This is a genomic window from Nibribacter koreensis, assembly GCF_039541795.1.
Classification (GTDB): domain Bacteria; phylum Bacteroidota; class Bacteroidia; order Cytophagales; family Hymenobacteraceae; genus Nibribacter; species Nibribacter koreensis.
Window position 1 is genome coordinate 1,601,201 of the sequence record NZ_BAABGX010000002.1, and the last position, 25,147, is coordinate 1,626,347.

Annotated in this window: 18 protein-coding genes; 6 read left to right on the forward strand and 12 right to left on the reverse strand. The window is 49.1% G+C overall.

Annotated elements, in window-relative coordinates:
* The first annotated feature begins 453 nt into the window (after positions 1-453).
* Positions 454-2,862, forward strand: coding sequence for a TonB-dependent siderophore receptor (locus ABD880_RS14225; RefSeq protein ID WP_345167402.1), 2,409 nt, complete (start codon positions 454-456; stop codon positions 2,860-2,862).
* Between the two features lie 246 nt (positions 2,863-3,108).
* On the opposite strand, the gene ABD880_RS14230 is transcribed toward ABD880_RS14225, so the two are convergent.
* Positions 3,109-6,747: an ABC transporter permease/M1 family aminopeptidase gene (locus ABD880_RS14230; RefSeq protein ID WP_345167405.1), complete on the reverse strand. Its 3,639-nt coding sequence runs from the start codon at positions 6,745-6,747 to the stop codon at positions 3,109-3,111.
* On the reverse strand, positions 6,744-7,667 hold the full coding sequence (locus ABD880_RS14235; RefSeq protein WP_345167406.1) for an ABC transporter ATP-binding protein: 924 nt from the start codon (positions 7,665-7,667) through the stop codon (positions 6,744-6,746). The genes ABD880_RS14230 and ABD880_RS14235 overlap by 4 nt, the downstream gene beginning before the upstream one ends.
* A 331-nt stretch (positions 7,668-7,998) precedes the next feature.
* On the opposite strand from ABD880_RS14235, the gene ABD880_RS14240 reads away from it, so the two are divergent.
* Both ABD880_RS14240 and ABD880_RS14245 read left to right on the forward strand, forming a co-directional pair.
* On the forward strand, positions 7,999-9,036 hold the full coding sequence (locus ABD880_RS14240) for a sensor histidine kinase (RefSeq protein WP_345167409.1): 1,038 nt from the start codon (positions 7,999-8,001) through the stop codon (positions 9,034-9,036).
* Entirely contained in the window at positions 9,005-9,733 is a 729-nt protein-coding gene (locus ABD880_RS14245) for a LytR/AlgR family response regulator transcription factor (protein WP_345167412.1), read from the forward strand. Before ABD880_RS14240 ends, ABD880_RS14245 begins: the two co-directional genes overlap by 32 nt.
* A gap of 85 nt (positions 9,734-9,818) precedes the next feature.
* Here the strand turns inward: ABD880_RS14245 and ABD880_RS14250 are convergent, their stop codons facing one another.
* Complete coding sequence (locus ABD880_RS14250; protein WP_345167414.1) at positions 9,819-10,898, reverse strand: sensor histidine kinase; 1,080 nt, start codon at positions 10,896-10,898, stop codon at positions 9,819-9,821.
* Between the two features lie 463 nt (positions 10,899-11,361).
* Between ABD880_RS14250 and ABD880_RS14255 the strand changes: the two genes are divergently transcribed.
* Together ABD880_RS14255 and ABD880_RS14260 are read left to right on the forward strand one after the other, a co-directional pair.
* Complete coding sequence (locus tag ABD880_RS14255; protein WP_345167417.1) at positions 11,362-14,058, forward strand: PAS domain S-box protein; 2,697 nt, start codon at positions 11,362-11,364, stop codon at positions 14,056-14,058.
* Positions 14,059-14,250: 192 nt separating this feature from the next.
* A complete protein-coding gene (locus ABD880_RS14260; protein ID WP_345167420.1) occupies positions 14,251-15,015 on the forward strand; it encodes an oxygenase MpaB family protein in 765 nt (254 codons plus the stop codon).
* Between the two features lie 183 nt (positions 15,016-15,198).
* Here the strand turns inward: ABD880_RS14260 and ABD880_RS14265 are convergent, their stop codons facing one another.
* From ABD880_RS14265 to ABD880_RS14305, 9 genes are all read right to left on the reverse strand, one after another.
* On the reverse strand, positions 15,199-16,908 hold the full coding sequence (locus tag ABD880_RS14265; protein WP_345167423.1) for a serine hydrolase domain-containing protein: 1,710 nt from the start codon (positions 16,906-16,908) through the stop codon (positions 15,199-15,201).
* 243 nt (positions 16,909-17,151) lie between these two features.
* Positions 17,152-17,862: a DoxX family protein gene (locus tag ABD880_RS14270; RefSeq protein ID WP_345167424.1), complete on the reverse strand. Its 711-nt coding sequence runs from the start codon at positions 17,860-17,862 to the stop codon at positions 17,152-17,154.
* A gap of 64 nt (positions 17,863-17,926) precedes the next feature.
* A complete protein-coding gene (locus ABD880_RS14275; RefSeq protein WP_345167426.1) occupies positions 17,927-18,211 on the reverse strand; it encodes a hypothetical protein in 285 nt (94 codons plus the stop codon).
* A 120-nt stretch (positions 18,212-18,331) separates the two neighbouring features.
* Entirely contained in the window at positions 18,332-19,576 is a 1,245-nt protein-coding gene (locus ABD880_RS14280; RefSeq protein ID WP_345167429.1) for a hypothetical protein, read from the reverse strand.
* A 44-nt stretch (positions 19,577-19,620) separates the two neighbouring features.
* The gene (locus tag ABD880_RS14285) at positions 19,621-19,956 is read right to left on the reverse strand and encodes a potassium transporter KefB (RefSeq protein WP_345167431.1); all 336 of its coding nucleotides are present in this window, start codon (positions 19,954-19,956) and stop codon (positions 19,621-19,623) included.
* A 263-nt stretch (positions 19,957-20,219) separates the two neighbouring features.
* Positions 20,220-20,519, reverse strand: coding sequence for a winged helix-turn-helix domain-containing protein (locus ABD880_RS14290; RefSeq protein WP_345167434.1), 300 nt, complete (start codon positions 20,517-20,519; stop codon positions 20,220-20,222).
* Complete coding sequence (locus tag ABD880_RS14295) at positions 20,516-21,142, reverse strand: hypothetical protein (protein ID WP_345167436.1); 627 nt, start codon at positions 21,140-21,142, stop codon at positions 20,516-20,518. Before ABD880_RS14295 ends, ABD880_RS14290 begins: the two co-directional genes overlap by 4 nt.
* A gap of 397 nt (positions 21,143-21,539) precedes the next feature.
* Positions 21,540-21,848, reverse strand: coding sequence for a hypothetical protein (locus ABD880_RS14300; RefSeq protein WP_345167437.1), 309 nt, complete (start codon positions 21,846-21,848; stop codon positions 21,540-21,542).
* Between the two features lie 197 nt (positions 21,849-22,045).
* Positions 22,046-23,215 carry a tetratricopeptide repeat protein gene (locus ABD880_RS14305; protein ID WP_345167440.1) on the reverse strand — a complete coding sequence of 390 codons (1,170 nt, stop codon included), beginning with the start codon at positions 23,213-23,215 and terminating at the stop codon, positions 22,046-22,048.
* Between the two features lie 346 nt (positions 23,216-23,561).
* Between ABD880_RS14305 and ABD880_RS14310 the strand changes: the two genes are divergently transcribed.
* Positions 23,562-25,040 carry a serine hydrolase gene (locus tag ABD880_RS14310; RefSeq protein WP_345167443.1) on the forward strand — a complete coding sequence of 493 codons (1,479 nt, stop codon included), beginning with the start codon at positions 23,562-23,564 and terminating at the stop codon, positions 25,038-25,040.
* Positions 25,041-25,147 lie beyond the last annotated feature (107 nt).

Consider the following 25,147-nt stretch of genomic DNA (forward strand, 5'->3'; position numbering starts at 1 on the left):
ATTTCGACCTCTGAGTCTACCTACAAAGGGCAAACTAGAGAAATCTGGTTTGCCCTTTTTCTTTTGTCCTTGTATAAGGCAACAGTGTTCTGCTAATCGCAAGAACCGTTACTTCTGCTGTTTCATCTTGCGTAGTGGTAAGAGGTCTCTGACCATCCTCATCTTTCACCACCCACCTAAGCAAATAGGTCTCAAAGCTATTTTTAATTGGGAGCAGCTTTGCCAAATCTTAATCTAGTGCTAATTGTAATTTGTAAATGATTGCTAATCACAATTATTAGTTGGCAAAACAAGGCATATATACTATTACCTTATTCCTGCTCTCACCGTGACTTGTCCTGGGTAGGAGAAATCAGTCAAAAAAATTATTTAGAATTAATCTTAATAAGATTTGTGAACAATACATCTGTCTCTATATTTGCATCAAATTAGAATTGGTCTAAATAAAAAGACATGAGAAAATATTACTTCCTCCTTCTATTAAGCTTTTCAATACTAACGCTTTCTGGCTATGCCCAAACAACGGGTAGATTAAGTGGCGTTATCAAATCAAGTGACGGTAAGCCCGCGGCATATGTCAATGTGGCCCTCCCTGAATTGAACAAAGGAACTGTCTCTGCTGAGAACGGCTCTTACTCCATCCAAGGCCTGGCACCCGGCACGTATACCTTAAGATGCTCCTTTGTAGGTTTGCAGAGCCAGGAACTGGCGGTAACAGTAGAAGCAGGCAAGAACACCAGAGTGGACTTGACGCTGACAGAAGATGCCGCCCGTATCTCTGAGGTAGTAGTGACGGCTGGCAAAACCATCAACAAAAAGCCTTTAGCCATTGGCAAGATTGCTATTTCCCCTCTAGATATGCCCCAGAGCATGAGCATCATCAACAGTGAGGTAATTGCCAATCAGCAGGCTTCTAAACTAAGTGACGTCATTAAAAATGTGAATGGCGTTTCTTTGGGTACAACCCGCGGAAGCACTTCTGAGACTTTCTTTGCCCGTGGGTACAACCTGGGCGCCAACAACATTTTCAAGAACGGGGCACGCTCTAACTCAGCGGTTATTCCAGAGGCAAGCTCCTTAGAAAGAATAGAGGTATTGAAGGGAAGTGCCGCCTTGCTATTTGGTAATGTGTCTGGTGGTGCGGTCATCAACATGGTGACCAAGCAACCCAAGTTTGAGTACGGCGGAGAGGTGGCCATGCGTGCCGGAAGCTACAACTTTTATAAGCCCATGGCAGACGTGTACGGACCCATCACTAAGAATCTGGCCTTTAGGATGGTAGGTACTCATGAGACGGCAGAAAGCTACCGCAACAGCGTGGAGTCAAAGAAATACTACGTGAACCCATCCCTGTTATATAAGTTAGGTTCTAGAACTACTCTTTTGGTGCAAGGTGACTACCTGAGCCATGATTTTACCCCAGACTTTGGCATTGGATCCTTAGACGGTAAAATCCCTACCAATATTGACCGATCTACTTTCTTTAACGCTCCTTGGGCTTACAATGAGGTTCGTCAGAATACCGCCTCTGCCAGCATTGACCACCAATTGAATGATATCTGGAAAGTAAACTTCATTGGGTCACAGCAGAAATTCAGCAGAGACTATTTCTCCACTGAGCGCATTCAAGCAGATGCTGACGGTGACTGGGGCCGCAAGCTAACACGTTCTGATATTGCTGAGAACTATTACACAGGCCAGGTAAACCTAAACGGTGAGTTTAAGACGTTTGGCATTGGTCATACCCTCTTGGTGGGCGCTGATGCAGAGCGTTACCTGAATACCTCGCACACCTTCAAGATTTCTTCTCTAAGGAAAGGCGATGTGTATGACTCTATCAATCTTTTAAACCCCGCTAAGTTTGAGGCCAGGACAGATGAACCGCTGGCCACTGCCACCGTCCGCACAGAAACGCCTACCTACCGTTTTGGTACTTACTTACAGGACTTGATTAGCCTTTCTGATAAGTTCAAAGTGCTGGCCGGCATGAGATGGTCTTACCAGAAAATAGAAGTGGCAAAGCTCTATGATTTGGCAAACAATGAAGTGAAGAACAGCCCTACGGCCGTAACAAAAGTTGACAAGGCCTTCTCGCCGCGGTTAGGCTTTGTGTACCAACCCACGTCTACTACTTCTCTCTTTGCTAGCTATTCTAACAACTTTGTGCCTAACACAGGCAAGGACGTATTCCAGCAGAACTTGAAGCCCTCTATTATTGACCAGTATGAAGTGGGCGTGAAGAATGACTTAGTGAAAGACATGCTTTCCGTCAACGTCACGTTCTACCGCATCATCAACAATGACTTGGCCCTACAAGCCCAATTCTTAGCAGACGGCACCACCGTCAACACAGACGCTACCATCAAGGAATTCACCGGACAGACCACCAGCGACGGTGCCGAAGTAGACTTGTCAGGAACGCTTTCTCCGGGCTTGACTTTCTTGGCCGGCTACAGCTATAACTACATGCGCTACACAGATACTCCCGGTTCTAAAGGAAGCTATATTGAGGGAGAACGTTTGGTAAGCAACCCATCACACACCGCCAATGCTACTATCTTCTATACGCTGCAGACGTCTGCTTTAAAAGGCTTGAAAGTGGGGGCGTCAGGCTTTTACACCGGTGAGCGCAACGCCGGCTGGAACAACCAAGTGGGCCAGACGCAGCAGTTTAACCGCCTTATTCCGGTTAGTGGGTTTACCACCTTTGATCTGTCCCTGGGATATTCTATCAGTAAGTTCTCCATCCTAGGCAAGCTTTCTAACATCACCAATGAGTTGAACTACCTGGTGCATGAGAATTACAGCGTGAACCCAATCCCGCCTCGTCAATTCGTCACCACGGTATCTTATCGGTTCTAGAATGCTGTCCTAAAACAGCGTCACTCAAATGATTAAAAAGGGCCGCCTCAAAACTGATGATCAGTTTTGAGGCGGCCCTTTTTAATGGTTACTATTGGTGGTAAGCTGCAATGGAGACTAGCGTTTAAAAAAGGATAGCTTGTCTGTTAAATCCTTTCAGCAGAGGGGGGCATTAGTTTTACTTTGCATTTACCTGAACAGAAATGCCACTTTTAGATTATGGTGTCTTTTGTTCGGAGTACAAGTTTATCTACTACTTATAGCCCTGTTGGTAGATGGTTTAGAGGTTGAGGTCTGCAGTTCCTTAATGATTTGGTAATTATCCTTCAATTCCCAGTCTACCAATAAGTAATTAGGATCAATGCCTGCCTGGTCTGGTTTGGCTGCTACGGTCACGGTAATGGTCTGCTGGGGAGACGTAATAAGATGCTTCTGCAGGTAAAGCGGTTTGCCTACTGCTTCTCCTTGTTTTACCGGGCCATATACGCCAATCTCTACCCAATCTTTGATAAGGGCCTTCGTCTCAACGCCAATACTATCCACCACAAATTTTTTGGCTTGCACCGTAAGCGTCACCTGCCAAGTTCCTGGGTTGGTCTGCTTGGCGGTCGCTTGTTCTGTCTTTAAGTCCCAGAAGGTGTTGGCCGCAAAGAAGTCATGTAACAGAGTTTTTAGTGAGTCTGGCGTGGCCATTTTCAGCTCTTGGTACAAGTCAAGGGAGGTGGGGTACGGGGGCTTGCCTAGCGCATGGTTTTTTAGTAAGCTCCTAAGCGCACCATTTACGCGGTCTTTGCCCATGTATTGACGCAAGGCATACAGTACCATAGGGCCTTTGCGGTAGTTATGATACCAGTCAGTGGCTTGCAACAGAGGCACAGACGCTTTGGTGCGTGGCGTTTCATACTCTTCCCGTAAAAAGCTTAAGAGTTTCTGCAAATGCGCTGGTCCGTAGTGTTCTTCCAGCACCCCCATAGCCGAGTACCAGGCCAAGCTTTCAGACAGTAAGCCTGAGCCTTCGGTCAAGGCAGGGTCTACCTGGTTGCCCCACCACTGGTGCGCTATCTCATGGGCCACCACCGCCGTCACCAAATCAAAGCCCCGTTCATCCTTTTCAGGGTTCAATAAGAAAAACCCTTCCTGCGCGGTAATGTTTACAGGGGCGGCATGATTCCCGAAGCCATGCCCCGGATAGGACACAAACCGTATCTGCCGGTGTGGGTACGGCCCGAACTGCTGCGTATAATAGGCTAAAGAGGCCTGTGCGCTCCGTACCATGCGGTCTAGGTTCTGCGGTTGGCTGGGGTCATAGTAGATTTGGATGGCTACGCCTTTCCACTGTTTCTCATGCACCGCGTACCTGGCTGAGAAGAAGTTGTATTCATTTTTAATGGGCGCGTCTGTTACAAAGTGAAAATACTTTCTATTGCCTTTGGTCCAGGTACGGTGCAACCCACCCGGCCCTACCACGGTCTGGTCAATTGTAGTGCCTATCACCGCGTCCACAGAGACACGCTCCGCGAAGGGGGCGGTTAGTCGCGCCTTCACATCATAGAGTGATGCCGTCATGGGGCGAGGGGAAAGCCCGTACTCCTTTCTGGAACCCGCGTCATCTAGTTCCCGGTAGTCTTGGTAGCCAATGGCGGGTAGCCACTCATAATTCCGGAAGTTCACGCTGGTGGCCATCACGGATTCGTCTGCCCCAGCGTTTGCGAAGCCCATTGCCTTGGAATGCACTTCAAACCTCATTTGCAGCGAATCGCCGGGCTGGAGCGGGGTTTTTAGGGCATAGATGTGGTGCCTTAACTTTTCATCAGACAACAGCTTTTTGGCGGTCCGGTCAAAGGCAACCTTGGTAGTCTGTACACCTGCCGTTGTGGTAAGATGGAGAGAGTCAATGGCCACGGAGGTATTGTTTACCAGAAAGTAGGTGCCCTTAATGTCTACCTGCCGTTCCTCAGGGTAAATCTCTACGTGCAGTTTAGACTTGGTCAGGAGTGGCTGGGGTCTGTCTTTATATTGACGGTAGCGCTTTTCATAGGCTGCCCGTTCCTCTAGGGCCTCAGAGGACGAGGTGTAGTCATGGACAACGTTGGTGTTATAGAAAATGAAGCTGCCCAGCGTACCAACAAGACCTGCTGCAATAACGACCACCAAAGTGGTAGAACGGGTAAAACGCCCGCGGGCCAGTTGAAATCGTGCCCTTATACTGCCTTCGCGGCTCCTAACCCAGAGCAGTTTTGCTACTACACCTACCAGTAACGCCCAGGCCACCCAGTATAACTTAAACCATATCCATGGCGCCAAGGAGGTGCCAAAGCCTGCCATGTTGGTGAAAGACCAGGTAGGGCTGGCACCATACACCAGTAGCTTGTGCTCAATACCTATGTTGGGGGCTAATAAAATGAAACCATACACCAACAGGGCCACTAAATGGGCTACAAACTTTTGATTTATGAGTACATGCACAAAGAGCGCCAGCAAGGCAAACAGGAGACAATCCACTAACTGCAGGCCAAAGAATCCTTGCACATAAAGCCCAATCTCAGGGTTGCCGCCTCTGCTTAATTGAGCCAAAATGGCGGCCGTCATCAAAAAGACCAGCCAACCCACCAACACCAGGCTAAGCGCTAAGAATTTACTCAGAAACAGTACCCATTCCGGCACCGGGGTTACGTGTGACATCTCGCTCAGGCCCGTTTCCCGCTCCCGCCATACCAACTCGCCGGCGTAATACACCGTGAGCAGCACGATGACCATATAGAAGAAATCCATCTCGGTCAAGGGTGCCGTCAGCAGATTGAGAATGTAGTCGGTTCTGGGGAGTACGGGAACGCCCTTGGCTTTCAGGTTTCCTTCCAAGGCCAAGACCGCAAACAAAGCCAGCGCCGCCAGCAGCGGAAGCCCGGTAAAACTCCTGCCTATCTGTAAGAAGCTTTTCTGGGTAAGGAGGCGTAACTGGCGCAGATGCGTGGCCCAACCAAACATGCCCCTGATTGCCGGCAAGGCGTTACCAGTTCCTATGTTGCTCCATTTCAGGGGAGCTACAGGTATATCTGATAAAACAACTTGCTTCCGTTTTTGGCCTGTTTCTGGTAAAACAAACCGAAAACGGAAGTACGTGAGCGCCAGCATGCCTATCCCAATCCCCATCCAAATAATCCGATTCAAAAGCAGCGTGCCTTCCAAGGCTAGCAGACGCGTGTTCTTTTCCAGGGGGCTCCACTCATTGGACAGCTGGCTTTGGATAGGCGTGAAACCAACCGGGTCAATGAGGTTCCCCCAATTGCCCCATTTTTGCAATACCTGCCCCAAGATGAAGGCCGCCACAAACAGAATGGCCCCGGCCAGATAGCTGGCCATGGACCGCCGGGTGGTGGCCGCCAACGAGAACTGGATGGCCGTCACAATAAACGCATTGGGTAGAATGAGATAAAAAAAGGTAGTGAGGTGCGCAGACAGCCTAAACGGACCCATGATCTCAGGTTCTACCCCGGTACAATAAAGGCTTATCAAGATGCCCAGCGGAATGCCCAGCAAGACAATGAAGTTGAGTAGAAATGCGGCCAGAAACCGGCCTCCTAGGTATTCGGCTTTTGTGGCAGGGGCCGTGTAGGTGAGGGAGTACATGCGGGTCTCTACATCACGGGCCGCCGCATCGCCTGCCACCGAGGCGCCTATCAATAGCCATGCAACGCAGCCCAGCACCGTCACCGCCCCAATCACAATGGGAGAATTGAACAAGAAATAGCCGTCCCGCGCGTCATGGATGTAATTGCCAATCATCCAGGAAAAGGAAAGCACCAACTGCACCAAAAAGTATAGCCAGGTAGTAACGCTGCGTAACCCGTAACTAAACTCTAGTTGAAATATCTTCCGGAACTTCATAACTGCACCTCCTCCTTTACAGGCTGCGGTTGGCCGTAATTGCCAGTCATGGCAGTAAAATACACATCCTCTAAATCCGGTTCGGCCAGTTCAAAACCGTTCCCGGGGTGCTCCTCGCTGTAAACGTGAACCATGGTCCGCCCGCTCAGGAGTTTAGCCGAAATGACCTGATGTTCCTGTTCCAAGGAAGAGAGGTTGGCCTTATCCGTTAGTTTCCGCCAGATGCTGCCTTTTAGATTCATCACTGCTTCTTGCGTGTTGGCTTGTAGCAGAATCTGTCCCTTGTTGATGATGGCCATGTTGGTGCAGAGCTCTGACACATCCTCCACAATGTGGGTAGACAGCAGCACCACGCTATTCTCGCCTACTTCGCTTAAAAGGTTCAAGAAACGCACGCGCTCTGCGGGGTCCAGGCCGGCCGTCGGTTCATCTACAATCAGCAGTTTTGGGTTGCCCAGGAGCGCCACCGCCACGCCAAAGCGCTGCTTCATGCCGCCCGAGAAGCCGCCCAGTTTTTGTTTGCGCTTGTCCCAGAGGTTGGTTTGCTTGAGCAGGCCTTCGGTCACTTCTTTGCGGGAGGCGCGCTGGGTGATGCCCTTGAGTACGGCAAAGTAGTCCAGCATCTCTTCGGCGCTTACTTTTGGGTACACCCCAAACTCCTGCGGCAAATACCCCAGCGTCTGGCGCACCTCTTCTTTCTGACGCAATACATCTATGTCGCCCAGGTGGATACTTCCTGCGTCGGGTTCCTGCAAGGTGGCCAGCGTGCGCATGAGAGTCGACTTCCCGGCGCCGTTGGGGCCCAGCAGGCCGTACATGCCCGGCGGAATTTCAAGGTTGATATGGCTCAAGGCCTGCACGCCGTTGGCGTAGGTTTTGGAGACGTTCCTAATGGACAGATGAATTGGACAAGATTCCATATTTTTCATGATTACTCAGTTGAAACTGTACAGGGGCAGGTTGATTCTTTCTTGCCGTTTTTGGCCTGTTTTCAGGAAAACAGGCCAAAAACGGTATGTGCTAAACCTGTTGAAGGAGCATACTTATTCGTTTCTGCATCTCTTCTTTGTAAAGGAGTACTCTTCCCTGCTGAAGTCAAAATGCGATATGCAGCCGGTATAAAGTAATCGACGAAGAACGGTTTTGCCTCCGCGAATGCGCTGGCAGGCTGTAGCGGGACTTTCGTAGATTGGGTAGGGAGGCTGGTCGAGAAGAGGGTAAGCGGGTGGCTGGAAACAATACCTTTGTTGTATGGATCGGATTAAAAATGTATTCAGACTCGTTCACCTAGGTCTCTGGATTCTGTTCACCTTGTTGGTGATGCTTCAGCTCAGTCAGGACAATGAACACTGGCGCACCTTGACATTGGGGTTTGTCTTAACCTGCCTGTATGTTTTTTACAGCCATTTCATTCTCCTGACCCGGTATTTGGGTAAGAACCAGAAGAAAGCCTATTTCAGCAGGCTGGCCGTCATCATGCTCACCGGGCCTTTTCCTTTTATGGTATTCCATTACCGCAAGATGACTATCTGGGATGTTTTCAGTGAGCACTACATCATCACTTTTTTTACCTGCGTCCCCATTTTTGTCTTTCTTAGTTGGCTGGCTAGGGTCACTGAGAATCTGGTCATCAATACCATCAAGAAGGAACAGCTAGAGAAGCAAGCCGTGGAGGCAGAACTGTATTACTTAAAATCTCAGATAAACCCGCACTTTCTGTTCAACACCCTCAACAACATCCATACCTTGGTATACAAGCAGGCACCGGCCGCGCCAGAAGCCGTCATGCGTCTGTCTTCTTTGATGCGCTACATGATTTATGAATCTAATGCTCCCACGGTGCCTTTGTCCCGTGAGTTAGACTACCTGAATGATTACGTGGGCTTGCAACAGCTTCGGTATAAAAACAGCCCGGTGGTAGACATGCAGGTAGAAGGAGAAATTGAAGCTTGTCACATTGCCCCGTTGTTGTTCATTCACCTGCTGGAGAATGCCTATAAGCATAGCCCCGCCAGATTGGAGCCGGGTGCTATAAAAATCAACGTGGAAGTACAGGAAGATAGCCTTACCTTCAAGGTGCAGAATCCCATTGGGAATAACCGGGCAATTGGCTTGGAAGAACCCGGCGGGATAGGGCTACCCAATGTGCAGAAGCGGCTTGCTTTGCTTTATCCGGGTAAACATCATTTGGAGATTGACACCCAGGGTACTACCTTTTCTGTGGTCTTAAAAATTGACGGCATCCATTCACCCGCGCATGAAAGAAAAGCTGACGTGTTATATCATTGATGACGAGCCGCTGGCCCAGGAGATTCTGGAAGAGTACATTGCCAAGGTTTCTTTTCTGGAGCTGAAAGGCGTTTTCATGAGCCCTTTAGAGGCAGTGGGTCCCCTTGAAAAAGACAAACCCGATCTGCTGTTCCTGGACATCAACATGCCGGACCTGGACGGACTCAGCTTCATTCCCATGCTGAACCCCAAGCCCATGATCATCCTCACCACGGCCTATGACCAGCACGCCCTAAAAGCCTTTGAGCTGGAAGTGAAGGATTACCTTCTAAAGCCTTTCTCCTTTGAACGGTTTTACAAAGGAGTGTTGCGCCTGTACCAGGAGCAAAGTCCCAGACAAACCCTAGAAGTGAAGGAGATGATTCCTGATTCTAAGCATGAGCAGGAATACATCTTCTTAAAGGTGGGTCATCGCATTCAGAAAGTGGCTATCAAAGACATCCTTTTTGTGGAAGGGATGAAAGACTATCTGCGCATTCATACCGTCCAGGAAAAGATCATGACGCTCAACAGCTTCGCGAAGTTAGAGGAACTGTTGCCAGCCAGAGACTTTGCCCGGGTGCACCGGTCGTTCATGGTGGCCATTGACAAAATAGACCATATTGAAAAAAACAGGATACAGATAGGAGATCAATTGATTCCCATCAGTGACACGTACGCAGAGGCTTTTTATAAAAAGCTAAGAGGCTTGGCGTGAGTAGAAAAGTCAGGAAAAGCTGTCGTTTTCTAGTAAACGTCACGCTCTGGAAATAGAAACTTCGGCTTCTTGAAACGGAATGAGGTTATCCTTTAAAATAGACCTTGAAGGTTGAGCCTTGGCCTACCACGCTATCTACCTGTATTTCGCCGCCCATGTCTTCTACCATGTTCTTGACAATGAATAAGCCAATGCCAGAGCCTTCTACCTCATCTCTTAATCTGGTGTAGCGGTGAAAGACGGCTTCCTTTTTGTCTGCTTCAATACCCAGGCCATTGTCGCTCACCGTCAACAGGATGGCATTTGCCAGTTGTTCGGTCTTTATAAGAATCTCGGGCCGTCTGTCTGGGGCCTTGTACTTAATGGCGTTGCTGAGCAGGTTGTAGATGATGCTTCTCACGTTCTTTCTGGAGAAGTTAATCTCTGACACGCTAATCTCAGAAGTGATTCTGGCATTGGTCTCCGTAATTTTGTCCTTAAGCGAGAGAACCGCGTCTTCAATCACGTTCTCAAAATTGACACGCTCGGGGGCTTTGGTGAAATCAGTGCCCTTCTCGCCAATGTCCACCAAGTCATCTACCGTTTCTCTCAGTTTAGAGATAGAAAGCTTTATCATCTGCAGTACTTCTATGGTCTCTGCCTCATCGCTATCCTTCTCTTCCAGAATACTCACCAAGGATTCTATGTTGGAAATAGGACCCTTGATGTCATGGTAGAGCGCATGGATGACCACCTCATAGTTCCTGTTCAGCTTTTCATAGCTTCTTAGGTTCTGGATGCGGTCATTGATGTCAATAAAGGTGATGATGACGCCGTTGGTCCTGCTCTCCTTTTTGATGATGTAAGGCAGAATGTTCATTTGGTACCACAGCTTGTCTGTGGTCTGGATTTCCTTTTCCAGGGCCTCCTTGCTATCAATCACCTCATGAATGTTCTCAATGATGGTAGGGAACCTGATGTTGTTGGACACGTCATTGATGTGCCGGCCCACATCACTGTCAGAGAGCTTGAAGTGGGTCATGGCCGCAGGCGTGAACTTGCGCAGAATCATGTCAGCGTCCACAAAAAGCTGCGGAATGATGGTATTGCTGAAATAGTTCTCCAGCTCATCATTCAGCTCTATAAGTTTTTTAAGGTTATCTGCCTTGCCAGATGATTCTCCCATCAATAAAGAGTATTAGTAAGTATAGACGTTGAAGGGGTTGTTTGTAAAAGTAGCCTACAGAAATGGTTACAGTTAGCCAGTTGTTATAAAGGCTCTCAGGCCACCAGGGTTCACGAATACTTTTTCCTTCTACGGAATAACCCTATACGAGTAACATAGACATAGTTGCCGGATAAGAAATTAAAACCTGCATGGCAACGGTCTGCGGCCTGGAAAATCTCATAAATGCACCCAATTAATTGCCTGGGCCGCGTATTAGAAATTTAAAATTTGTTACAGTTTAAAAGGCGTATCTTTCAGGTAGTCAATAAGGTGTTATTCAAAACATGCCTGCCCTTCTACAGAACTAAGTCTGTCTTCTCTCCTGAAGCCGAAATATACTTTCCTGACTTAGAATCCTTAGGTAAATAACCAGAATACCTGCCGCCAACTTATAAAAGCTTGGTGCTTTATGCTCTATCATATGAATGAAAGTGAAAAAAGATACCGTCGTTTAATAGAGGCTAGCCTAGACTTATTGGTGACGGTAGACCTGCAGGGGAAGATTCTTGACGCCAATGAGGCATCAGTGACCATGACAGGCGTGGGCCGGGCTTCTCTAATGGGCACTGACTTCTTTACCTACTTTACAGAGCCGGAGCGGGTACGCAATAAGTTTTCAGAAGTACTGGCTAAGGGAGACTTGGCCAATGCACCCTTTACGCTCAGGCACGTAGACGGCACGCTTTCAGAAGTACTCATCTCAGGCTCTGTGTATAAGGACGAAGAAGGCAATCTGCAAGGCGTGGTGATGGTGGCTCGTGAAACCGCCGAAAAAAAGTGGGCCACCGAGCTACGGCTTGCCAACAAGGAGCTTGCCTTTCAGCATGACGAGAAGGAGAAACGCGCCGAAGAACTGAGCATTGCCAACGTAGAGCTCGCCTTCCAGAACGATGAGAAAGAGAAACGGGCGCAGGAGCTGGAAATAGCCAATGTAGAACTGGCTTTCCAGAATGATGAAAAAGAAAAAAGAGCGCAGGAACTGAGCATCGCTAACAAGGAGCTGGCTTTCCAAAATGATGAGAAAGAGAAGCGTGCCGCAGAACTGGTGCTTGCCAACAAGGAACTGGCCTTCCAGAACGACGAGAAAATAAAGCGGGCCGCTGAGTTGCGCATTGCCAATTACGCACGGGGCCTCATAGAAGCCAGCCGGGATCCTTTGGTCACCATTAGCCCAGAAGGAAAGATCACTGACATGAACCAGGCTACGGTGAAAATTACCGGCATTAGTAGAGAGCAACTCTTAGGCTCAGATTTTTTTACCTATTTCACAGACCCGCAGATGGCCCGCGAGGTGTACCAGGAGGTCTTCGCGAAAGGCGCCGTGGCAGACTCACCGCTTACTCTGCGGCACAAAGCCGGCAAACTCACTGACGTTCTCTTCAATGGCTCTGTCTACAAGAACGATGAAGGCGCCGTGTTGGGCGTAGTGATTGTAGCCCGCGACGTAACAGACCAGAAACGGATTGCCACCGAACTAAACGAAGCCAAAATTGCCGCAGAACTGGCTCAGTTAAAAGCAGAGCTGGCTACGGGAATTGCCGAAGATGCCGTGAAAGCCAAACAGCAGTTTTTGAGCAACATGAGCCATGAGATCAGGACGCCCATGAACGCCATCATTGGGTTTACCAAGGTGGTCCTGAAAACGGAGCTCACCGACAAGCAGAAAGAATACCTGACGGCCATTAAACTAAGCGGTGATGCCTTAATTGTATTGATTAATGACATTCTGGACCTGGCCAAGGTAGACGCCGGTAAAATGACCTTTGAGAAGGTTCCGTTTAAATTATCAGTGTCTATTTTTGCCATGGTGCACCTCTTTGAGACCAAGATACAGGAGCGCAACCTGGAGCTGATCATGGAATATGACTCCAAGATTCCTGAAGTACTTATTGGTGACCCCGTGCGCCTGCACCAAATCATCCTCAACCTGGTAAGTAACGCCGTTAAGTTCACCACTAGGGGCAAGATTACCGTGGGGGTGCGCATGCTGGTGCAGGACGCTGAGAAAGTCATTCTGGAGTTCTCTGTCACAGACACTGGCATTGGCATTGAGGAAACCAAACTCACCACCATCTTTGACAACTTTCAGCAGGCCACCAGTGACACGTCCAGGTTGTACGGCGGCACCGGGCTGGGCCTGGCCATCGTGAAAAACCTGGTAGAGCCACAAGGCGGCACTATCACGGTCAAAAGTAAGGTAGGCGAAGGCACCACCTTCAGTTTCATCCTCAGCTTTGACAAAACCCTGGAAAAACCCGATACCGAGACAGGCTTAAACATTGAGCTGGAGACTGGTTTCAAAGACGTGAAGGTTCTGGTGGTGGAAGACATTGCTTTGAACCAGTTGCTGATGAAGACCTTGCTGGAGGACTTCGGGTTTGAGATGGAAGTAGCGGCCAACGGGAAAATAGCGGTGGAGAAACTCCGCCAAAATGCCTATGATATTGTGCTCATGGACCTGCAGATGCCAGAGATGAACGGCTTTGAGGCCACAGAATACATTAGGAATGAACTGAAGCTCAAAGTGCCCATCATTGCCCTCACCGCTGATGTGACCACCGTAGACGTGAACAAATGCATGGCCGTGGGCATGAACGACTACATCTCCAAACCCATAGATGACAAGCTCCTTTACAGCAAAATCATCAAGTACCTCAAGAACCCAGAAGACGTCAAGAAATCTGTAAAGCCAGAAGCCAAAGACCAGCAGAGCCAAGCTTTTACCTGCGTCAACTTTGACTACCTCAAGCGCATTACCAAAACAGATGCCCGTATGGTAGAGATGATCCAGCTGTATCTCATGGAGATTCCGCAACTGGTGGTAGAGATGAAAACGGCTATTGAGGAAAGGAACTGGCTGAGCCTCAAGAACCTCACCCATTCCATCATTCCCACCTTTGCCACCATGGGCATCAACCCAGAGTCTGAAGAGATAGCCAAGACGCTTCAGTCATTGGTTTCCAGTGTGCGAGCTAATACCTATGACGATGGCGTGGACGGTAAAACCATGGGCGTCATCCTTTCTCTGTTCTCAAAGATAGAATCTGTATGCGCTTTAGCCGCCATTGAACTAGAAGAAGAGTTGGCCACCCATGCGCACAGTACTCCAAAGCAGTAAGCGAACGCAAGATTATTATAATCAACAAGCAAGAATAAGCCCCTAGTTAGGTTCCGTTCGGCTAAAAGGGCAAGCTAGAAAAATCTGGCTTGCCCTTTTTCTTTTGTGGTAGATAGTCTAAAAGATCTCAAGGCTTTTCTAAAATAGAAATCTCATTCCTGCGTATCTTAGTGAGAAGCAATTGGAAGAGTGATGCAGTACTTTGTTGAGAAGGAATCAGTGGTCAGGGAGATATGGGGCAAGAGCGACACCATCCTGTTCATTTTTGCGGGAGCCTCTGCTGAGTTTGCGTTGAACAAGGCAGTAGACTGGCTGTATTTTACGGGCAAGCTTCCGGCAGACCCGTTGGGCCGATTGTTTTCCACCGTACGGTACGCGCGCATGATTGTCTTCTCCTCTATGGAAGAAGCCAACAGAGCCATTGACACTATGGCCAAAATTCATGCAGGGGTGGAGAAAAGCCGAGGCGCTTCCATCCCAGACTGGGCCTACCGCGATGTCCTCTTCATGCTCATCCATTATTCCATCGCGTCTTATGAACTGCTGGAGAAAAAGCTAACCGAGGCAGAGAAGGAAGAAGTCTACAACGTGTTTTACCGCGTGGGCACCCGGATGGGCGTAAAGGAGTTGCCGCCGACCTATCTAGAATGGCTTCCCGTCAGAGAAGCGCATTTGCAGGAGAACCTGCAGAGAAGCGAGTACACCTATGACCTGTTCAAACAATACAAAAAACATCTGGGCGCCATGCGGTTCAAGGTTTTGCTAGAAGGCCAGAAACTGGTAGTACCCCAACGGGTGAAGGAGTTGCTAGACTTTAGTGACTTCTCTCTGCTCACACCGGTGGTGCCCTTGTACAAAGTCTCCAGGTTGATGAAGATAGACTGGCTCTTAAAAAACATTCTGCTCCCGGCAGACTACAAAGACCAGATTGATGAGCTAGATGTGCACCCAAGTTAAAGAGTTGTCTTAATTCAAACAGAAAGGCCGATGCAATGATTTTGCATCGGCCTTTCTGTTTAAAGAGACTCACCATTCTATCCTTGAGGAAAACGGAGACGGTGAGTTTATGAGGGTGTGCGCTTTGCTGTTTTTGGCCTGTTTTCTGCAAAACAGGCCAAAAACGGTTGTTTAACTTTACTCCTACCTACGGCTGGTTAATTCACCTAGCTTAGTAAACCTGATGTTGCGCACTACTGGATTGCTGTAATCTAGGCCTACTACCTTGCCTGCTTTGTCGCGCACGAAGCGTACGGTGACGCCCGCTAGTTGAAAGGTGTCTTGCTTGACTGGGGTTAACGTAAACCCCGGCCCAGCGGCGTCATTGGCTTTGCCCAGCAATCCGTCTTTGCTGGGATTGATGTCAAAGAAGGCGCCTAACTCTTCGCTGGTGTACCTGCCAGATAAGGCCTGCAAGTCGGTTGGAGAGGGTGTGTAGGCTTCGGCGCGTTTGTACTTGACCGTTTTGCCTTCCATGGTCTTCAGCTCAAACTGGTCTGGTGACAAGAAGTTGATTTCAAACTGGTCTTGGGACATGTATTGCACAAAGGCTCCATGGCGCTTGAAACGGTTTTTGGTAACGGGCACCAAGCCTGGTCCGTTGGCAATGCGCAGTCTGTCGCGGTCCAGCGCAAGTCGCATGGTCTCGCCGGTCTGCTCCTGCACAAATAGGCCTGCCTTGCCTTTGGCTTCCAGCAAGGTGTCTCCGGTAAGTGCCGGTGGCGGGCCTGCAGTTAAGTCCTGCGGCGTCTTGTAAGACACGAACAAGTCTGCAATGCGTTCTGCCAGGCCGGTGGCGGGTTTGGCGTCCGAGTTGCACACCACGGCAATGGAAATGTTCTGCTCCGGAAAACTCCCCAGCCAAGAGTGGTACCCAGCCGCGCCGCCAGAATGCCATACTTCTTTGACGCCTCTGTAGTTCTCCAGAAACAGACCGCGGGCATAGCTTAGTTTTCTTCCGTTGTTTAGTTGGGCTGGTTCCTGCAACTTCTGGGTGACAAACGCCCCCAGCTTGTTGTTCTTGAGGGCATCGTTCCAGAGGACTAGGTCCTGGGCAGTGCTGAGAATGGCCCCGCCGCCGCGGTCGTTGCCCCAATACATGTCCAGTTTGTAGTTGCCGTCCTTTTGTCTTTCATAGGCCATGGCTCGGTTTTTCACCACATGGGTCATGTCTACCACGTAGCTGGTAGAGTTAAGGCCAAGCGGTTCAAACAGGCGCTTGCGCATAAATTCCGCGAAGGGCATTCCTGTCTTGCGGGCCACTATCTCCGTCAGGAGCACATAGCCGCTGTTAGAGTAAGACCACTCTTCGCCGGGTTTAAAGTTGAGTCCCCGCTGACGCAGGATAAGAGTGAGCGCCTCAGGTTTTCCGTTGGCCAAAGGGAGCATGCCGGTCCAATCGCGCAGGCCGCTAGTATGCGTGAGCAGATGGTTGAGCGTGATTTTCTGGCCATAGTCAGGGAGTTCTGGTAGGTAGGTTCTAATGTCTTCGGTGAGGGAAAGCGTTTTCTCGTCTACCAGCAACAGAACCGCCGCCGCAATAAACTGCTTCCTTAGGGAGCCTATGTCAAAAATGGTGTTGGTAGTCAAGGGGGCGTTGCGCTCCAGGTCAGCGGAGCCGTAGGCCCGGCTCACCACCGTCTTTCCGTTCTGCGACACGGCGCAGGCGCAACCAGGAGTTTCTTGCGTAGCCCAGTTAAAGATTTTGTCTACCTCTGTGGCCTTGTCTTGCGCGTGTGCCGGCGTAGTGAAAAGGATAGCTACCACCAGCAACACCAAGAGGATGAAATGTTGGATAAACGATTTTCCGTGAAAGGAATACGGTGCGTTAAAATGCTTTTTAAGTAGTTTCATATATCATGATTTTAAAAGTGTAGGTTGGAGTGTGTTATTTTGAAAGTTCTTTGTATTGCAAAGTTTAAGAACAAAAAAATAGACATGGTTAATCTAAGCCGAAGGGTTCCTAGTCCGGAACTTCCATCTGCGCCGGCGAGTGGCAGTACCAGCGTTTTTGGGCTGTTTTTCAGAAAACAGCCCAAAAACGGATGTTCAGGCATTGTAACTCCATGGGTGTAGCTCACAGACACAGGCCAACCTTTACCTGGCGTTTTCATAGGCTTCCAGGCATTTCTGCAACGGCTGGCCTTCTAGATGAATACAGTCACAGAAAGTAATACAGGCTTGGGGGTTGGCGCTGTCCTCGCACTGCATTTTGCAATCTTTGGACGTGTTGCGCGGCATCAGTTCATACCCATGGAAGGCAAACAGCACTACCAAGGCCATGGCGGTGGCCACTCCCGCAAAAAACTTTACAGGAAACCTGGGGTTCAACTCTGACCATGTTGGCAACTGCGGCTGAGCCGGGTTTTGGGCAAAGGGTAGCACGTATTTCCAGCGGTGATAATACCAGCACAGCAAATACAAATTGGCCAACACCATCAAAGGCGACGTGACAAAAGACCCCTCAAAACGCACCGAAATGGACAACAGACAGATATTCAGGATAATGGGTAGGTAAATGAACACCCCCAGAATAACGGTTCTTGGAAACAACAGCAACACGGCCGCCAGTACTTGAAACACGCCAATGGCAGTGTAGTAAAAGCCTGTGTTGTAAATAGCCTCCAGAAAATTACCCATGGGATGGCTGTCTGGCAATACCGTGAACCTATTGCCCAGCACCTTGACCATGCCAGAGGTGATAAACCCGAAGGCCAGGGCCACTCTCAAAAAGATAGCGAACAGCCACAGCCACCTGTTGCTTCTGGCCTGTAAATGAAGTTGGTCTAATTTAGTGGCAAGGCTCATTTCTGGATGTGTGATTTATAGCCGTTGGGACTGTTAACATTGGACATGAAGGGTATGCAAGGTGTTACAGCTTATCAATCATGTCGCCTAGGTCGCTCACTCCTAGCGTGAACATAATGATGACCACAGCCAGGATAATCTTTACCACTACGGGCAATGAAAAGCCAAACCATGCCTTGAGTTGTGCACTGGCCGGAGGCAGGTAAAGAAGGGATAACAGCAGATAGGCAATGCCTGGAACCGGATGCACCAGGAACAGATTTAGAATGCCAATGATGACAACCAAGGTGCCAAACAGCCAGCCTAGAATCTGGCCGTTTCTGGTAGAGGCAGGAGATGAGTAATTCATATTTATGTGTCTTTTAAGGATTATTATTGCTACGCTAGGTCTTTAATTTGCTCTTTAAGCCCCTAGTCTGGTTGATTTTGAAACATAGACTAAGGGCTTAAAGAACCAGGAGGTTTCTTATCACTTAAACCCGAAGAATAATGGGAACAGGAAGGTTACAATGATGGCCCAGAGACAGTAGACAGGCAGGTAGAGCGCAATGGCTTTACCCACACCCGCAATGTTTCCCTTCTTAGACAGCGCCCTGATCAATTGCGCCGTCACCAACAGCAGGTTGATTAAGATGAGAACGTTGCTGCCTAAAACGGCAGCTCTGTTAGGCGTAATGCCCCATTCAGAAATCCTGAACAAGATAGCCGACAACGCGATGCCGTTGACCAGAATGGTCACCAAGGACAGCAACACCAGTACCCAGATTTCTACGCGGCTTTTGGTGGCTTTACTGCTCTCGGCTATGGAGAAGAAGATGATGGCCATGACGCCAATCAACAGCGCATTGAACATGATCAAGAACTCGCGGTCATTGTAAGGGTCCTTGCCCGAGTAGATGATGGCCACCAGATAAATCACCAACATCACCAACACCAAGGGACTAAAGATTCTGGCAATCACCGGAGAGACCTTGCCCACCAAAGCCGGATTGGTCTGGATTAAATAAGTGCCCAAGATTGGAGCGGCCGGTAAGCCAAACACCACCACATTCTTGAAATAGAACTCCTCAATATTAAACCCAATCAACCCAAACAGCCCCAACGTAATGCCGGTCATGAGACCACCCGAGATGAGGATAAGCGTAGTCATGACCACCAAGTCTCCATTGAATTTCAAATAACCAATCCGCTTCTCCACGTCGTTCTGCGGTCCGCCCACAAAGGCAAAGCCCAGGATAGACCACAGAAACAACAGCAAGTGCAGGCAGGAGAGCAAGAGCGTGTCACTGGTCTGCACATTGGGCAGGGAGTTGATGAAGATGACTCCGGCCAGCGTTAAGCCGGTTAACAGCGCTATTTTACCTGTTGAGAGGTTGTTCTTCCAGGCAAAGAAGGCGGTGAGCAACGGAAAGACGGTGAAGCCTATGTTTCTGGGATAAAAGAACTCTTCGTCAATGGAGAACAAGGCGGGGAACTTGGCAATAATGCCGGCCACCAATACAGCCATAAGCACAAACCAAAGTTCTCTGCTGTTGCCCCAGTTGATCTCATCGGTTTCATAAGTCAGGCGCTCATGCCAGAAGTCGGCCAAGGCGTTGCCCTTTAAGGAAGGATACATGGTCATGAAGTCCCGCTTGAACGGCGCTTTGTTTGCCCGGTACAGCCTCTCTAGTTGGCTGGGGTCATGGAGGTGGGTGATGATTTCGTCTTTCATGGCTTTATGCTTTAGACCTGTTTATGATTGCTCTTCCAGAACCACTAATTCCACATGGTGCCAGCCAGTCCCAGCACAACGCCCAGCCAGAGGCCAATCACAAACACCACCAAGCTTAAGAGAATAGCCAGGGTTCTATTAAATCCGCGGCTTGCCTGGTAGTCCATGAACGCGTAGAAGGCACCACCCATGGCGCCGGCCATTGGCGTGATGATCAAGGGTCTAATCCTCCAGTATTGGCCCCACTCAGGGTTAGGGTTATCTACCCCAAACACGAAGAATGAAATAACTGCCAAGGCGATGCCGGCGCCAATCAACATAGGCTTTAGCAAAGGCACGGAGATCTTGGTGTGCGGGTTTAAGTTGTTACTAGTTGTCATGATGTGAATGGTTAAAGTGTTTAATGTGGTTAAAATTCGATTCCTATTAAAGTACTTTGAAACTCAAAGTATAGGGGCAAAAAAATAGAGCTTGCGCAGGGTCAACTTTAAGAGTTTGTCTTTTTTGTCTTCATTTTATTTGTCTCTATTCTGCTGTGAATGAAATGATTGGTATGTTGTTTTTACGATTCTGCAAAGCCTTAGGCTACTTAATTTCACTATTCTAAACGCTGGCCTGGGTGTATGATTTGCTTTTGCTTTTACTAGGCCATGCCTTTAATCAGTTTCTCCAGGGCTTTTAAGTGGTCTTCAAATGCCTTTTTCCCCTCTTTGGTGATGAAGTAGGTGGTGTTGGGTTTTCGGCCCACAAAGGATTTCTCCACGCCTATAAACTCCTCCTTCTCCAGCGCCTTCATGTGGCTGGCCAGGTTGCCGTCCGTCACATTCAGGTATTCCTTCAAAGAGTTGAAGTCAAGCCTGTCATTGACCACCAGCACCGACATGATGCCCAGCCTAATCCTGCTCTCAAACGCTTTATGTAACCCATCTATTGATATTTTCACCGCTCGTACTTGTAATGCATGTAAATGCCATAAATAATATGGACCACCCCAAAGCCTAGCGCCCAGAAGAACAAGCCATATCCCACAAAGTAAGCGCTTATCAAGCCCAATCCCACTTGAATGAGGCCCAGGCTTCTCATTTCACCATAAGTAAACTTGCTGGCATTGTACAAAGCCAAACCGTAAAACAACAAAGTGAAAGGGGCCACAAAGCCAATGAACCCTTTAGCAATTAAGATGAGGATCAAAAGCCCGCCTACGGTCAAGGGGACTGCCATGTTAATGAGCACCCGGCGCGCGGTGGCATTCCAAAGGGTTTCGCCGCGTTTCTCTGCCTTCTTTGAAGATAGGTAAATAGCCGTCCCAATGGCCATGGCCAAGACAAAGGCAGCCAACAGGATAAGGTTTACCAAGTTAGAAGACAGGGTGCCCGCCGCATAAGAAATGTCCATTATCCCGTCAGGATGAAAGTCAAAGACCTTGTACGCAATAAAGGCACCTGCTAAGGCGTAAATACCGGCCATGATTCCTGCCCAGCCAGACAGTGACAGAAATTTAGAAGACCGCTCCATCATGGTGCGTATCTCAGCTAAATCGCGGCTATAATCCTGTTCTTGTTTCATCTAAAAGTGCTTTGCGATTCAAAGTTAAAACAGATGCGGCATTTAACCAAATTATAAGACAAACATTTTGTGCTAGAGCAAAAGATAATTGCTTGAGTAACTGTCAGGGAGGCCTGCGTGCCGATGTGTAAATGGCCCATAAATGTCGTTTGGTCTTTGCAACTGACCTACCCCTTACATGGTCCTGGCTATGCACTTATCGTAAGCGCCATGAAACGCCTAGCCGAGTTCATCTGGAAAGTGTTTGAAAAGGTGAATGCCCGGTAAAAGAGGACAAACCATCTCTTACCGGGCATTCAGGTATCCATGCGCACAAATTGGTTACAGGCACCAGCTGGGAAGGGAGTCAGCTTTTAATAGGAATGCTTGGCCTGTATGTGGACGGCAGGTGCTGGATTTACTTTGAGCTTTTCTTCTGCTGAGCCTTGAAGATATCTGTCAAATGCTTCTCAAAGTAACTGTTGGGCGCCAACGTAGAGGAAACCACATGGTCCATCACCTGTATGCGCATGGTAATGCTCTGGTCAAGGTTGCTTTCAAAATAGTATGCTTGGTTATTGTTGTAGTCAGTAGAAATAGAGGCTATGAGTCTAAATTCCTTCAAGAACTTGTCTAGCGCTATGCGGCACTGATGATTTTTAGATGTCTTGAAGACCAACGTGTCGTCTTTGATAAGGGGCAGGATTGATTTCTGGAACTGCTTCATAACCATTTATTTACTTTAGATTATCCATTCATAGTACAATGACATTCATTAAATGTTAATAGTTTCATGGTGCTGACTAAATTTACAATTTTTATTTGCGAAATACCTTGACTATCAGTTGATTATTGAGGAAATGTGGCAGGTTTTGTCAGGAAAAGCAAGTTTTAACGCCTGACTAAGTATTCTAGCCGAGCAACTTACTTGTTGCAGCCGCACTCCCACCGGTAGTTCTTGGCATATTCTACCGTTATCTGAGCCACCGTGGTGCCCTTCTGGTATTTAGAAGAGGCAGGTGCCTGCCCTTTCATGGGGCCAGAAAGCCAGGTAAGGGCGCCGGTTTTGGTATTATAGCTGTACTTGCCAGTTCCGCCGTTGTCTAACCAGCGGTAAGTGCCGTCTTTCTTCAGGTCAAAGTAGCCTTTGTATTCAAATCTGTAGGCGGGGCTGGCGTTGGGGCCGTTCCAGACAGACTGGTGGCAGGTATATTTGCCATAGGTGAGCGCCCCGCCATACACTACTTTAGTAACGGGGGCAGGTTTTATCATGCTGGCTTGCTGTTTCTTATCCCATTTGGCTCTGGCGATGGCAACATCTGCGGCGTAAGACTTTTGCAGGGAGCCGTCGTGGGCAATAGCTTTTTGATAATAAACCTGAGCCGCCTGGCTTTTGCCTTGCGCCGCCAATGACACCGCAGCCAGATAATTCACATAGGGATTACGGGCATCTCTGGCCAAGGAGAGGCTGAACCTTGTCTCTGCGCTGCCATACTCACCAGACTCATAGTATTGAATACCCTCATGGGCTTCCTGTCCGGCACTCAGCATCTGCGTCTCTTTGCCGCCCGTGGCATAAGAATGTTTGAGCATGGCTATGTACCCGGCAAGCCCTTGATATTCTGCGCCGGTAGCTTTTGGGCTGGACGAATCTGGGACGGTGGCAACTGGGGGAGCCGCAGCGCTGGCAGAACGCTGAGGCTGGTCTTGGGCATATCTCTCTTTTAAGCTGGGTTTTAACGCGAAGGCGCTGGCCAGGGCTTCTTCGGCCTCTTGGGTTTTCTCTAGGTCATTCTGCCTGAGCAGCGCCACGGCCAACTGGTAATGCGCAAAGGCATGGTCTTTCTGCCGTTGCGTAATGGCCCTAAACCCGCTAGCCGCCGACGAGTAATTCTTCGCCTCAAAATATTCCTGGGCATACATGAAATCTGAGCCAATGGAGAGAAAAACGGTTTCGCTGCCTCCGGTGGCCTGTGACGTCTTCAGTTTTTGTACATAAACCTCTAACTCATCCTGCCCGTTCTGTCCAGACGCCGTGGTGCTGGTGACAAGGCATAAGTAGGCCGTAACTACTAAGGTAAGGAGCTTTGACATAATAAAAGGGTTTGAGGTAGATAGCGCGGGGATACTGTTTAAATATAGAAAAATCTTAATATTATACCGAATCTCAACCTGTTTTTTTTTAGCCTTCCAACTTTTTTCTCTTAAGATGGATTGAAAAACGTGCTAACCCTCTGTCATAAGCAGAAACCCGTTTTTGGCCTGTTTTCTGGAAAACAGGCCAAAAACGGACCTTTCCCTCACCACTAGAGTCTCTGATAAGCTTAGCTTGAGAAAATAGTTTGCATGGGGCAGACAACCAAAGCCCAGGGGCGTGCATCTCATAAGGGCAAGGCAACCAAACACTAGTACTTGCCTAATCCTGCCAACCCATCCAACTATGAAAAAACCATTCAGCATCTCCCAAACTTTATCAAGAATAGCCGGTGTAACCTTGGTTGCCTTGTCTCTTGCCCAACAGCCTGCGCAGGCCCAGACCCCAGACAGCGTAGACGTTTTCTTACAGGAAATCATGCAACAGCGTGCCATCCCGGGCATGCAAGTGGCAGTAGTACGTAAAGGCGAAATCATTAAACTGGGTGCCTACGGCGTGGCCAGTCTGGAACACGACGTTCCGGTGACTAACGAGACCACCTTTTCTTTAAACTCCATCACCAAAGCCTTCACGGGCGTAGCCCTGCTGCAATTGGTAGAAGACAAGAAGCTAGATTTGAACGCTCCGGCCTCTAAGTACCTAGACCACCTTCCGGCCAGCTGGCAAAGCGTGACGGTCAAACAACTGGCCTCGCACACGGCTGGGCTGCCCAACGTCCTTGACCCAAATACCGGCGAGTGGACCTTTCAACGCATGGGGGATGCTGGTTGGACCCAAGTCTTATCCCAGCCCAATGAGTTTGCCGCCGGTGAGAAGTTCAGCTACAACCAGACAGGCTACGTGCTCTTAGGGCAGATCATAGATAAACTGGCGGGCAAGCCCTTTATAGAGTTTATTAAAGAGCGTCAGTTACAGGCGGTAGGCGTCCAGAAGACAGGATTCGCAGACTTCTCTGAGGTGGTGCCGGGGCTGGCCAAGCCCTATGCCGTGCGCAACAGAAAGCATATGAACGTGGCCGAACACTTTCCGGCCGCAACCAGGACCGCCGCGGGCATGTACAGCACGGCCCAGGAAGTAGCGCAATGGACCATTGCCTTGCAAAAAGGTAAGCTTTTGAAAGCCACCAGCCTGCCGGCACTTTGGGCATCGGTACCTTTGCAAAACGGTAAACTAGGTGGCTTCACCAAGCTAGTGAACGGTTACGGCATAGGCTGGACTACCATGACCCGGGCAGCGCACCCAGCCGTGGGTGGCATTGGCGGCGGAAGGTCGGCGTTTTTCATGTATCCTGAGGATGATCTTACCATTATCCTCTTGACCAACCGCATGGGCTCTGCCCCCGAAAGCTTTATTGATGAAGTGGCCAGTTTTTACGTGCCTTCCATGAAACCGTCTACTGGTTTCGGTCTGCCAGAAGAAGTGCTGGTCTTACACAAGGCCTTCACTAAAAAGGGGTTTGACCATGCAGAGAAGCTGGTGCAGGAGATGAAGAAGAAAGACAAAAAGTACCATGTAGCCGAGGCAGACCTGAATGATTGGGGGTACCTGCTCTGGAAGCAGGGCCAGTTGCCAAAGGCACTTGCGGTGTTCAAACTTACCACCAGCCTGTTCCCCAACAGCGGCAACGCCTTTGACAGCTACGCCGAGGCCCTGGTAGCAAGCGGCCAAAAGGACCTGGCCATCCAGAACTACAAACGTGCCTTGGCTTTGAATCCTAAGAACAGTGGTGCCATCAAGCAATTACAAGCCCTGGAAGCCAAATAGAGAAACTATGAAAACCAAAAGCGGGGCACGTCAATTCTAATGACGTGCCCCGCTTTTGGTTTATATACGCTCAACCCAGATAGCCGTTTTTGGCCTGTTTTACAGAA